The sequence below is a fragment of the Bradyrhizobium arachidis genome, from assembly GCF_015291705.1.
Classification (GTDB): Bacteria; Pseudomonadota; Alphaproteobacteria; order Rhizobiales; family Xanthobacteraceae; genus Bradyrhizobium; species Bradyrhizobium arachidis.
The window spans coordinates 2,948,385-2,960,700 of sequence record NZ_CP030050.1; the positions used below are offsets into that span (position 1 = coordinate 2,948,385).

Below are 12,316 nucleotides of genomic sequence, written 5' to 3' on the forward strand. Positions count from 1 at the left end.
TCAATTGAGAGTATTGCATGACCGCAGAAACTGATCCGCGCGCCCGCGCCGGGACCTATATCGCTCCGCACGGCCTGTACGAGCAGAACAAGGCGCTGCCGTTCCTCGGACGGGTGAGTTGCAACCGCAAGAGGCTTGTTGCCGGCGAATGGACCGAGCTCGAACTGGTCTACGAGGTCGGCGCGGTTGGCCTGGCCGATGGCGCCTGGCTGAAGCTCGCCTTCAAGTTCTATTCCGACTGGGCCCTGTTCCAGACATCCGATCCGACTGGCGCCAACTACGTCTCCGCGGAGTATCACGCCGGACCGCTGCGGCCGGGGCAAAGCCCGTCGACGGTGCAGGGGCTGAAGGTGCGCTTCGACCAGAAGGGGCACGAGCGCCCGTTCCAGAAAGCGATCGTCATCGACGTCATCGACGGTTATCTCAATCCCGGCGACCGCATCGTGATCCGGTTGGGCGACCGCCGCCAGGGCGGCGGTGGCACCCGCGTGCAGAGCTTTGTCGAGAAGAACTTCCGCTTCCGCATGTTCATCGATCCTCTCGGCAGTTCGAAATTCGCCGAAGTGCCCGGCGATTGCGTTCTCGACATCGTGCCCGGGGCGCCGTCAGCGTCGGCGCTTGTGATGCCGCGGCTGGTGGCGCCGGTGTTGCCGTTCGATGTCGTGGTCCGCTTGGAGGATGTGTGGGGCAATGTTTGCCGTGACCAGGCGCCGCGCGGCGAGTTGTACCTCACCGACCCCGCCGGGGGCGTGCAATCGCAGCCGCTTGAGTTCTCACGCGACGGATGGAGCGTCGCGCGCGTCCGTAATGTGCGATTGGAGCGCGAAGGCGAGTGGCGGTTCGAAGTCCTAGTCGAAGGGATCGCCACGCCTGCGGTCGGCTTTGTGCAAGTTGAGCCGCTCGCCCAGGCGCAGCGTCCACTCTACGCCGATCTCCATGTGCATTCCCACGACACCGTGGGCACCAACGATACGTTCTACAATCTCGCCTATGGCCGCGATGTCGCAGCTCTCGATATCCTCGGCTATACCGTCAACGACTTCAACATCAAGCAGACAGACTGGGAGCGTGCGGTCGAGATCATCGCCGGACTGAACGAACCGGGTCGGTTCGTCTGCTATCCCGGGACGGAATGGTGCGGAAATTCCAGCGCCGGGGGCGATCGCAACGTCGTGTTTCTGGGCGAAGGCAAGCCGCGCTTTCCCTTCGACGCGGAGGGCCGTTCAGTACGCTCATTCGAATGGAACGAGTTGACTGCCGGGGCCATCCGCCCCGGAGTCTGGCCGGTCGACGAGCTCTATGCGGCCTATGCAGACGATCCGGAAAATCATCTCATGATCCCGCATGTGGGCGGGCGACGCTGCATCCTCGACTGGCATCACCCTGAACTGGAACGTCTCGTCGAGGTGGGCTCGTCTTGGGGGCAGTTCCACTGGTTCTATACCGACGCCCTGTCACGCGGCTATCGTGTCGGCGCGTCGGCTGCGGGTGACGAACATCAGGGGCGCTGCGGCGGTGGTGCGCCAGCCACGGCCGTGTTTGGCTCGCGCGGCGGATTGACCGGTGTTCTCGCCGACAGCCTCGATCGGGCGAGCGTCGCCCGCGCACTCCGGGCACGGCGCACCTTCGCAACCACGGGCGAGCGCGGTTTTGCCAGTCTCAGGTTCGGTGCGTCCTGGATGGGCGAGGTCGTCTCCGGCAAATTGAACGAGCCGCTGATCTACCGGCTGCTGGGCGATCAGGGCTGGGAACAGATTCAGCTGTTCGATGCGGATCGCTTGATCTGGTCTCGCGACCTGAACGCGGACGTCGGGCTCTCCGAACGGAAGGTGAGGGTGCGCCTTGCCGGCGCGCGCATCAAGGACCGCTATCGCGCTGCCAACTGGGTCGGCGAGATCACGGTGACCGGCGCTGCGATTTTGGATGTTCGCGGCGTCGGCTTCGACCATCCCGAGCAGCGTGCCTGGCGCAAGGACGTGACGACTGTGGGATTCACCACGGCGACCCACGGGGACACGGATGCCATCGAGCTGACGCTGTCCAGCCTCGCGGGCATCGAGATCGAGGTGCATGGCACCATAACAGGCTATGTGAAAGTCGGAGACGCGCTGCATCCGCCGCCCCATGTCCACGCTCCGCGGTTCGGCCTGAAGGTCACTGGCGCCGAACTTCTCGAAGGCGGCCGCGCGGGTACGCTCAGCGGCGTCGAGCTCGAGGTAGCCGTCGAACGCATCACCGAGGGCGCACTCCCGCGCGATGCCGGCGGCAAGATCGATCTGTCGCCGCTTGGTCTGACGAAGGGCGTCGAACATCCGCTGTTCATCACCGCGCGACAGCGCGACCAGTCGCGGATCTGGACCTCGCCGATCTTTCTGACGCCGGTTGATTGATGAGCCGCCTCACGGTGAGCGGTCAGCTCTGCAACCACGGCCAGAAAAAACTTGCGGGTTTTCAGCCGGTCATCAGCCTATCGAAGACCGGGTCCGGGTCATCAACCTCGATAAGCCGCTTGTTCGTGATCACCCAGATCCGCGTCGCCACCGTCCGGACGAAGGTGCGATCATGACTGACCAGAAGGCAGGCGGCACCGTGCTCGATCAACTCGCTTTGGAGCATGTCCTGTCCATTGATGTCGAGATGATTGGTCGGCTCGTCCAGCAGATAAAAATTTGGCTGTGCCAGCCGGAGGATCAGCATCGCAAGCCGCGCTCGCTGCCCTCCCGAAAGACGTGCGAGGGGCGCAGCTTGGGCATCGATGCCGATCCCAGCCCCTGCGAGCAAGGAACGCGCCTGATGATCTGGTAGATTGCTCGAACGCTTGACCGCGTCCCAAGGCGTCGCAAACGCATCGAGTTGCGACAGCGCCTGGTCGGAGTAGCCGAGCTTGAGGCTGGTCGCCCGCCTTATATCCGGATCCGACCCGGCAAGGGACGCCCGCAGCCGCTCGACGAGCCGTGTCTTGCCCGTGCCGTTGGCACCAAGCAGGGCCACCCGATCCCCGTTCTCGATCCAGTAGCGCCCGGTACGAAACAACAAGCGTCCATCCGGTGCCGTGATCCCCGTGTCCTTGATGGTTACCAGTGCTTTCGCGTGGGTACCGCTGTTGGTCAGGCGGATCATCCCCGCCGATCGCTCCCGATGTCCCGGCCGTGCCTGCTCCTCGAGCTTGTCCGCGCGCTGGGACAGCTGCTTGGTCTTCACCACCAGCAGGTCGGACCCGGAATTGATGCCAATGTTCTTGAGCTTCGCCGCCTGCTGCCGCAGCGCTCTGACCTTACGCATGTCGTTCTCGAACTGCCTGTCGCGCGCCGCATCGCGCTCTTCCAAGGCCTGCAAGGCACGCGAATAAGGCATGGAGAAATCCGCGCTGTCCTCCGGGCGCAGAAACAAGGTGCGGTTGGTCACGTCATCGAGAAAGGCGCGATCGTGGCTTGCAACGACGACTGCGCAGTCGCGAGGGACGGCGCCGAGAACCCTTTCCAGCACGCCGATCCGACCGATATCGAGATGATTGGTCGGCTCATCGAGCAGCAGCAGATCAGGCTCGACCACTGCAGCCCTCGCAAGAAGCATTGTCCGCTGCCAGCCGCCGGACAAGCCACGAACGGCACGGTCTCGTATCGCCTCGTCCACGGCGAGATCATCAAGCAGGATGTCGACGCGCCAGCTCTCGGTCTCGGCGACCTCGGGCGTGAGAGCGTCGCGCACGGCATCATGGAAGCTCAGGGAGAGGAGCCGTTCGGGCGGGTCCTGCGGCGCGATCGCGACGACCAGTCCTCGCGCGGGGGTCACGCTTCCCGTCGTGGCATCTTCCTCATTTGCGATGATGCGCAGCAGCGAAGACTTGCCGCGTCCATTGGCGGCGACAAGGCCAAGACGATCTCCCTTGGCGATTGTGAAGCTGACCCCGGTGAAAAGGACCTGACTACGGGCCAGGGAAAGGTCTTGGATAGCGATGAGGGACATTGCAATCTCATTATGTCAGAAGGGCGCAACTGGGCGCGCCGGAAAGGCTGACAACGAGACGGCGATGCGCTCCCGTCAGCCCCGCGAGACAAAGCGCGGGGCGGAGACAGGTCCGCGGGTTCGATTTTGGAAGCTATGGTGGAGCACCAGCTTCCCCTCTCTTTCAAATTGAAGATACAGATTCTTATCAACTCCATCTCGCGCAAGCAAGACGATGGCCCAAGCGCGCCCATGCATGTGATGACGCGGACGGTCAGCCGTCCGCGTCATCTTCCGATCATTTGACCGCCGGAATCCACGGCGCCGTCGCCGCCTCGCTCGCCCGGAAGGCTGGAATTTTGTCCGCCAGCTCTTCGATGGTCTTGACGTTCTTCTCGACGAGGTCGGCGCGGGTGACGAGTTGTGGCTTGACCAGCACGGAGTGTCCCGGATCCTGACCGGCGATCAGCAGTGCGACCGCACGCACCGAGACTTCGCCGACCACGGCGGCATTGGTCGCCGCCGTCGCCACCCACGGGCTCTTCGGCTCGATGATCGCTTGGATGTCCGAGGTCGAGATATCGACGCCGTAGACCTTTACCTTTTCGGCGACGCCCAATTCGTCAATCGCGAGCTTCACGCCGCGTGCGAATTCGTCCCAGGGCGTGAAGATGGCGGTGATCTCCGGATGCGCGCGCAACACCGCCTTGGTCTGGTCGGCGACGGAGGCCGGCACGGAGTCGTTGACGACGCCCCAGACGGCGCGTTCCTCGAGGCCGTGGGTCTTGCCAAAGTCCTTCCAGACCGCGTAGCGACGATCGAGCGGAGCGAAGCCCGCGACATAGACGACGCCGCCCTTGATTCCGTGACCTTGCTCCTTGATCGCCTGATCGAGGACAAGGCGCGCCATTTCGGCATCGCTTTGCTCCACCTGCGGGATCTTCGGGTTGTCCAGGTTCACGTCATAGGCGACGACCTTGATGCCGGCGTCGATCGCCTTCTGCGCCTCGTCCTTCAGTGCCTCGGGCTTGCCATTATTGATGATGATGCCGTCGACCTTCCGGTTGATCGCATCCTCGATCAGCCGGCGTTGGGCATCAGGATCCTGGCGCGCTTCCGAGATGCGCAGATCGACCTTCAGCGCATCGGCTTGCCGCTTGGCTCCGGCCTCGAAGGCCTGGAGCCAGTCGCCACCGCCGATGAAATTGACGACGGCGATCTTCACGTCGCCCTTGTCAAAGGGAGCAGGTGCTCCCGACAATCCGGCGGCGTGGCCGGCCGTCGCCAAGCCCAGGACCGCGGCTCCGGTGATGGCAATGGATTTTAGTCGGCTCATTGTTTGTATCCTTTGGGAAGCTGCGAGAGTTATTGGGAGATCCAGGCGGCGGTAGCGGCCTCTGAGGCGCCGAAAGCTCGAATCTTGGCCGAGAGTTCCTCGACGGTCTTCGCGCCGCTCTCGGCGAGCGCCTTTTGGGTCAGCAGCACAGGAGACACCGTGATCGCATGGCCTGGATCAGAGCCGGCGACCGCCAGGGCTGCCGCGCGGATCGACACCGCGCCGACCACCGCCGGGTTGGTCGCCACCGTCGCCACCCAGGGGCTGTTCGGTTCGATGATCTCGCGGATGTCGGCGGTGGAAACGTCGGCGGAGTAGATCTTCACCTTGTCCTGAAGTCCCAATTCGTTGACAGCCAGTTTCACGCCGCGTGCGAATTCGTCATAGGGCGCAAATGCGACCGAGATTTCCGGATGGGCGCGGAGCACGGCCTTGGCCTGATCGGCGACACCGGCCGCCGTCGTGGCGTTGACGACGCCGAAGCGGGCCGCTTCCTTGATGCCGGGATATTTCTTCTTGAATTCCTCCCAGACCTCGTGGCGGCGGTCGAGCGGTGCGAAACCGGCGACGTAGACATAGCCGGCATTGAAGCTTTCACCGTTCTCCTTCAGTGCCTGTTCAAGGGCAAGGCGCGCGAGCTGGTGGTCGCTCTGCTCCACTTGCGGAATTTTGGCATTGTCGAGGTTCACGTCGAAGGCGACGACCTTGATGCCGGCGTCGACGGCCTTCTGCGCTACGTCCTTCAGCGATTCCGGCAGACCGTGGTCGATCACGATTGCCTTGACGCCGAGATTGATCGCCTGCTCGATCTGAGAGCGCTGCTCCGCGGCATCCTGCTTGCCGGGAAACACGCGCAGATCAATGCCGATCTTTCTGGCCTGCGCCTGCGCGCCCGATTGATAGGCTTCGAAGAAATCGCCGCTGGAGATGTAGCTGACAAGCGCCACCTTCACGCCGCCCTGGTCGAAGGGAGCGGGCGCTCCGCTGATGCCTGCCGCGATCGCGGGAGCGATGGCGAGGCTCGCTGCCAGTACGAGAGCGGATCGAAAGATGCGTGTCATCATCGTAATAATTCCCGGTTTGGTTTGGAGCTGAAGATTCAGTGTCTGCGTCGGGCGGAGCCATAGGTGAGTGCAAGCGCACCGACCAGCACGACGCCCTTGACGAAATCCTGCGTGTAATAGGGTACGTTCAGCATGGTGAGGCCGTTCAGCAGGATGCCGACGAAGATCGCACCGACGATCGTGCCGAGCACGTTCGGGCGCCGGGCGTTGAGCACGGCATAGCCGATCAGGGAGGCTGCGACGGCATCGAGCAGCAGCGATGCGCCGGAGGAGACGTCGCCGCGGCCGACGCGCGCTGCGACGATGACGCCACCGAGCGCGGCGAGGCTTGCCGACAGGCTATAGGCCAGCACCTTCAATCGTCCGGTCCGCGCGCCGGCAAGGCGCGCTGCCAGCTCGTTGCCGCCCACGGCAAAGATCAACCGGCCAAATCTCGTTCGTTCCGTGAAGATGCCGGCGGTCACGGCCACCGTCAGCATGATGAGAACCGGCAGCGGCACCACGTCAAACAGCCGCGTGCGCCCGAGGCTCAGGAATGCCGGATCGAACACGCCGTTGGCCGATGTGCCGTTGGGCAGGATGAGACCGGTGGCGATGGAGCGGCCCGCGGTGGGAATCAGTTGAAGCCCGGTCAGGAGAAAGTTGACGGCAAGTGTCGCGAGCAGGTCGGGCACGTTGAAGCGGACGATCAGGGTTGCGTTGACGAGCCCAACAGCCAGGCCGAGCGCCAGCACGAGGAGAACCGTTTCTGCTGCGCTGAAGTGCCAGACGACCATGGCGTAACTCGCCGCCATGACGCTCGACGCCGCGATCGCACCGACGGACAGATCGAAGCCGCCCACTGCAATCGAGACCGTCACACCGACGCCGATGATCGCCACCACCGACACGGCCTGGAGAACGCTCATGACGTTGGGAAGCGTCAGGAAGGCCGGCTCCTCAGCCGCGAAAACGGCGATCAGACCAAGCAGAAGAGCGAAGACGGCCCAACGGCGAACGAGCTGTGCAAGGGCTGTATGGTCCGACCACCAGGCGCTGCGGGTAACTGTTCTGTTGCGATGGTCATAGGTCAGTGTCCCCTGGACGGCGTAGAAGCGTCGCCGGTGGCATGAAGGCCGGTCTTGTCGAGAAGGAGCACACGGTCGGCGACCTCGAAGGCTTCCTCGGCATCGGAGGTCGCGATCAGCGTGGCCACGCGATCCTGCGCGCGGATCGCAGCGATGATGTCGGTGCGCGCTCCGACGTCGACGCCCTGAAACGGCTCGTCGAGCAGCAGAAGCCGTGCGGGCTCGGCCTGCCAGCGCGCCAGAACCACCTTCTGCTGATTGCCGCCGGACAGCGTGTCCAGCCGCGCAAACGGGCTCGAGGTGCGAATACCCAGGCTCGAAACACCGTGCTCGGCCGCCTGACGCTCCTTACGGCCGACGAGGAAGCCGGCGGGAAACCAGCGACGGAGATGCGGTTGCGCGATCGCAGCCGCGACTGTGCCGCCCGGCCAGTCCGCAGGCACGAAGGATGACCGCTTGCGGTCTTCGCCCGCAAGGAAGACGCCGCCGGCGATCGCATCACTCGGAGAGGGCGGGCGGAGCGGCGCGCCGTCCAGCAGCACCTCGCCCGAGTGAGACGTCTCGATGCCGAACAGGATGTTCAGAAGCCGGCTCTTGCCCGACCCGAGCGGGCCGATCAGCGCCACGACCTCGCCCTCGCGTATGTCGAGATCAATGGGACGACTGTCGGGGAAGAAGCGCAACTCTCGGATCTGGAGCCGGACCGCGCCGCCGTTTCTCGCGGGAGGCCTGACGCTCGCCACGGGGCGGCCGATCATGGCTTCGATGGCGACGGAAAAATCGACCGGACGTGACCGAGTCGCAACCACGCGGCCACCACGCAGCACGATCACGCGGGAAGCCAGGCGCTCCAGATCGGCTGTGCGATGTGAGATGTAGATGATGGCGAGGCCGCCCGCAGCCGGATCCTCGAGGATTGTGAAGAGGCGATTGGCTTCCGTCGCGGACAGACTTGCCGTCGGTTCATCCAGGATCAACAGCTTCGGCTTGGCCGACAATGCACGGGCAATCGCAACCAGCTGCCGCTCGGCCGCGCCGATGTCGGCAAAATCGTCATCGAGTGGCAGATCGAAGCCAGCTCTGCGGGCAACCGTCTCGGCCTCTGTTCGTATCGAGCGCCGTGAGACGAAAATGCCGGCGCGGCCATCGGCAAATCGGTCCAGCAGGAGCGCATCTGCGACGGTGAGCCCCGGCACGCCGGCGCGGTCCGTGGCTTGATGGATCGCGACCACGCCTCCCGCGATCGCGGCTCTCGGCGTCGCCGGCTCAAATTGATTGCCGTCGAGCCGGATCTCGCCGGCATCTGCGCCAAGCACACCGGCCAGGATGCTCACGAGGGTCGACTTGCCGGCGTGTTGGCGCCCATGAGGCCGACGATCTCGCCAGGTGCGACGGTGAGATCAACATTGTCCAGTGCAATGGTCGGGCCGAAGCGTTTCGACACACCGCGAACCTCGAGCCCTTTTCCGGACGAGGCTTGTGTTGGAGAGTCCGGCTCACGTAATTGCACTAGAAGATGTTCTTTCAACGAAAGGGACAGTCGATGATATCGACAAACGGGCGAGATTGCGTGGTTTCACCTTTCAAAATGAGACTGGCGCGCAGAAGATCCGCATCGAGTTGAGTGTCAGTCGTGCAATGGAGAGTTTCCGGCGTCCGTTTGGGCGGTGACGCGAGCTTTCAATCGATGATGACCCAAGGTGTGATCGAGGTCGCTCGGCGCTGGCGATCGTCGCATGCGTTCAACAGCTGCATGCACCGCGAATGTTCCATAGGACAAACTGTTCGCGTCCTTCGCCTCGCAAAATACGGATCGGATGCTGATCGACGCTGCGCGACGAGAGTTTACTTATTTTTGGGGCAAGCTTGACATGACGTCTATGCGGCTCGACGATTTCGCGCTCGTTGCAAATTGATGGAGGGACCACGGGATGGCCGTTGTGTTGGAGAAGCCTGTTGCAGAGACAACAGGACAGAATCTCTCTATTCGTCCCTACAAGCCGCTGATCGGCGCGGTGATCGAGAATGTCGATCTGGCGAAGCCGCTCAGCGATCGCAACAGGCAGGATCTGAACCGTGCCCTGGTCGAGCACGGCGTCATCTTCATCCGCAATCAGGCATTGAACGACGCGCACCATGTCGAGCTCGCCAGTATCTTCGGCAAGCCGATCCGCAAGAACATTTATCTTCCGTCGGTGAGCGAATTTCCCGAGATCGAGGTGATCGCCCATGACGAGCACACGAAGTCGGGCGGCACCGACAATTGGCACGTGGACGTCTCCTGGCAGCGCGAGCCGCCCAAGGCGACGGTGCTGCATATCAAGCAGGTTCCTGCCGGCGGCGGCGGAGATACGATCTGGGCCTCGTCATCCGCGGCCTTTGATCTGCTCGACCCCGATCTCGCCCGCTATTTCGAGAAGCTGACCGCGGTTAATACATTCATCGCGTCACCGAAGAAGGCCGCGCTGTCGGATCTCCTCTCGGGCTATGCGGCAGGACATCGGGAGACGGCGGAGGAGGGGCTCGCGCGAGTCCACGAGGCGAATTCGAGGTTTCCGCCGATCGAAGTCCCTGTCGTCAAGACGCACCCGGAAACCGGCCGCAAGCTGATCTTCGTCAACGAGGCCCACACCAGCCATCTGCTCGGGGTGTCCAAGACCGCGAGCCAGAGCCTGCTGAACTATCTCTACGACGTGATCAAGACGCCAGAAATCCAGGCCCGTTTCGAGTGGCAGGAGGGCGACGTCGCGATCTGGGACAACAGGCAAGTCCAGCATTACGCCGTGCGCGACTATGGCAAGGCGCCGCGCCGCATTCATCGCGTCACGCTGGAATATGACGGCGTGTTCTAGCTCAGCCATGAGAGATGCCGGTACGACTGGGGCTGCCAGACGTCCATTGAACCGCGTCGAGGGGAGCTCCGCATGAGCGCGCTGCATTTCAATGCCTTTGTGATGAACACGGTCTCGCACATCCAGCACGGGCTGTGGCGCCACCCCGACGCGCGGCAGGCGGATTTCGAGGACGTGAATCTCTGGATCGATTTGGCCAGGACGCTGGAGGCCGGGCTGTTCGACGCAATCTTCTTCGCCGACGTCGTCGGGGTCTATGGGCCGGTCGGCGGCGACTATACGGTCAATGCGCGCGAGGGCCTCCAGATCCCAACTAACGATCCCTCGGTGCTGCTGTCCGCGCTCGCCGTCAACACCGAGCATCTCGGTCTTGCCTTCACCAGTTCGGTCCTGCAGGCCCATCCGTTCGAATTTGCGCGCCGCGCTTCGACACTCGACCATATCAGCAAGGGCCGCGTGGCCTGGAACATCGTCACCTCGACGCAGGAGAGCGCCGCCCGCAATTTCGGGCTCGATCGGCTGACCGCGCATGACGAGCGGTACGAGTGGGCGGACGAATATCTCGAGGTCGTGTTCAAGCTGTGGGAAGGCTCGTGGGACGACGGAGCCCTGCTGAAGGATCGCAATCGCGGCATCTTCTCCGATGCCCGCCTGATCCACCGGATCAACCATGTCGGCAAGCGCTATCGCGTGGAAGGTCCGCATCTGCCGTCGCCGTCGCCTCAGCGCACGCCGCTGCTGTTCCAGGCCGGCTCCTCGCCGGCAGGCCGGGCCTTCGCGGCGCGCAACGCCGAGGCGCAGTTCATCTCGACGCCGAACCCGCGCACCGCCGCCGAGCTCATCACGGAGACCCGCGACTTTGCCGAGCGCGCCGGGCGGCGTCGTGAGGACATCAAGTTCTTCCAGGGCTTTGCCTTCGTTATCGGGAGCACTGAGGCGGAGGCGAGGCGCAAGGAAGCCGAGCTCGACAGCTATGTCAGCATCGACGGCTTCCTCGCGCATTCCAATCTCGGCGTGTCCCAGGACGATGGCCGGCCATATCCGCCGGAGACGCTGCTCAAGGACATTGAGACCAACGGCGGCCGTAGCCACATCGAATGGCTGCGCAAGCGCGAGCCCGGCCGAGAGCCGACGGTCGGCGATCTCGGCCGTCTCGTGGCCCAGCGCCATCCCCGGCTGGTCGGTACGCCGGAGCAGATTGCCGATGCGCTCACCGAATGGCAGCAGGCCGGCATCGACGGCGTCAACCTGATCAACTGGACGATCCCTGGCTCCTATCAGGAATTCAACGCGCATCTGCTTCCCGAACTGCAGCGGCGTGGCCTTGCCAAGCGTGAGTACGCAAAGGGAAGCTTGCGCAACAAGCTGTTCGGGCACGACCGGCTCGACGATCGCCATCCGGCCGCGCGCTGGCGCGGTGCCTTCACGCCGCGTCTGGCGGCCGAGTGAGGCGGATGAGTGCCACCCGGGGCCACTGCTATTGCGAGTTTTGAGTCTTAAGAATCACGCGGGGTACGGCGCACCATAAAACGTGGCCGTGCCGACGCGTCGCGACCAACTTGCAGATTGAGAAGGACGTCGATAAAAACGGACGTCTAATCTATTCAACGTCTTTGGCGAAGCCCAGCTTACCCCGGCGAACCCGGTAGTCAGTGAAATACGCGTCTCCCCATGGTCGCGAGCACAGCATATGCCGAGTTTCTGCGCGAGCAACTGGCTCCGCTGGGCCGCATCACCATGCGGCGCATGTTCGGAAAGACAGGTGTATTCTGCGATGGAGCAATGCTCGGTATGGTGACCGAAAACATTCTCTATCTTCGCGTTGACGACGAAAACCGAGCGGCCTTTGAGGAGGCCCGCACGTCACCGCCCTTGAATTACGCAAAGGGAGGAAAATTCATCGATCTCGCTTTTTGGCGTGTGCCAGACCGGCTGTTCGACGATGCCGATGAATTCATCAATTGGGCGCGTTTAGCGTTAGCTGCGGCTCATAGAGTGGCCGCCAAACGAAAGCCCTAAAGGTGTCGGGTCTCGTACCCCCTAGCGCTTCTG

The 12,316-nt window shown here is 63.3% G+C and carries 8 protein-coding genes and 1 pseudogene; 4 read left to right on the top strand and 5 right to left on the bottom strand.

The features are described 5' to 3' along the window. Positions 1–17: 17 nt before the first annotated feature. Positions 18–2,390 (top strand): PHP domain-containing protein, encoded by a 2,373-nt coding sequence (locus WN72_RS13645; protein ID WP_092214433.1) that lies wholly within the window; start codon positions 18–20, stop codon positions 2,388–2,390. Positions 2,391–2,451: 61 nt separating this feature from the next. On the opposite strand, the gene WN72_RS13650 is transcribed toward WN72_RS13645, so the two are convergent. From WN72_RS13650 to WN72_RS13670, 5 genes and pseudogenes are all read right to left on the bottom strand, one after another. Further along, on the bottom strand, positions 2,452–3,966 hold the full coding sequence (locus tag WN72_RS13650) for an ABC-F family ATP-binding cassette domain-containing protein (protein WP_092214435.1): 1,515 nt from the start codon (positions 3,964–3,966) through the stop codon (positions 2,452–2,454). A gap of 277 nt (positions 3,967–4,243) precedes the next feature. Next, entirely contained in the window at positions 4,244–5,281 is a 1,038-nt protein-coding gene (locus WN72_RS13655) for a substrate-binding domain-containing protein (protein WP_092214437.1), read from the bottom strand. Between the two features lie 29 nt (positions 5,282–5,310). Continuing rightward, positions 5,311–6,342, bottom strand: a complete 1,032-nt coding sequence (locus WN72_RS13660) for a substrate-binding domain-containing protein (RefSeq protein WP_430640364.1) — start codon at positions 6,340–6,342, stop codon at positions 5,311–5,313. 38 nt (positions 6,343–6,380) lie between these two features. Continuing rightward, complete coding sequence (locus WN72_RS13665) at positions 6,381–7,418, bottom strand: ABC transporter permease (protein ID WP_092214441.1); 1,038 nt, start codon at positions 7,416–7,418, stop codon at positions 6,381–6,383. Next, positions 7,415–8,922 (bottom strand): annotated as a pseudogene (locus tag WN72_RS13670) (sugar ABC transporter ATP-binding protein). The gene WN72_RS13665 and the pseudogene WN72_RS13670 overlap by 4 nt, the downstream one beginning before the upstream one ends. A 421-nt stretch (positions 8,923–9,343) precedes the next feature. On the opposite strand from WN72_RS13670, the gene WN72_RS13675 reads away from it, so the two are divergent. From WN72_RS13675 to WN72_RS13685, 3 genes are all read left to right on the top strand, one after another. Then, a complete protein-coding gene (locus tag WN72_RS13675; protein WP_092214443.1) occupies positions 9,344–10,264 on the top strand; it encodes a TauD/TfdA dioxygenase family protein in 921 nt (306 codons plus the stop codon). Between the two features lie 72 nt (positions 10,265–10,336). Then, positions 10,337–11,713: an LLM class flavin-dependent oxidoreductase gene (locus WN72_RS13680; protein WP_092214445.1), complete on the top strand. Its 1,377-nt coding sequence runs from the start codon at positions 10,337–10,339 to the stop codon at positions 11,711–11,713. 222 nt (positions 11,714–11,935) lie between these two features. After that, positions 11,936–12,283 (top strand): TfoX/Sxy family protein, encoded by a 348-nt coding sequence (locus WN72_RS13685; RefSeq protein ID WP_092214447.1) that lies wholly within the window; start codon positions 11,936–11,938, stop codon positions 12,281–12,283. Positions 12,284–12,316: the final 33 nt, after the last annotated feature.

Coding starts and splice junctions, on each gene's coding strand:
- WN72_RS13655 (WP_092214437.1), bottom strand. CDS start 5,281: ATGAGCCGACTAAAATCCATTGCCATCACCGGAGCCGCGGTCCTGGGC.
- WN72_RS13675 (WP_092214443.1), top strand. CDS start 9,344: ATGGCCGTTGTGTTGGAGAAGCCTGTTGCAGAGACAACAGGACAGAAT.
- WN72_RS13685 (WP_092214447.1), top strand. CDS start 11,936: ATGGTCGCGAGCACAGCATATGCCGAGTTTCTGCGCGAGCAACTGGCT.
- WN72_RS13645 (WP_092214433.1), top strand. CDS start 18: ATGACCGCAGAAACTGATCCGCGCGCCCGCGCCGGGACCTATATCGCT.
- WN72_RS13650 (WP_092214435.1), bottom strand. CDS start 3,966: ATGTCCCTCATCGCTATCCAAGACCTTTCCCTGGCCCGTAGTCAGGTC.
- WN72_RS13660 (WP_430640364.1), bottom strand. CDS start 6,342: ATGACACGCATCTTTCGATCCGCTCTCGTACTGGCAGCGAGCCTCGCC.
- WN72_RS13680 (WP_092214445.1), top strand. CDS start 10,337: ATGAGCGCGCTGCATTTCAATGCCTTTGTGATGAACACGGTCTCGCAC.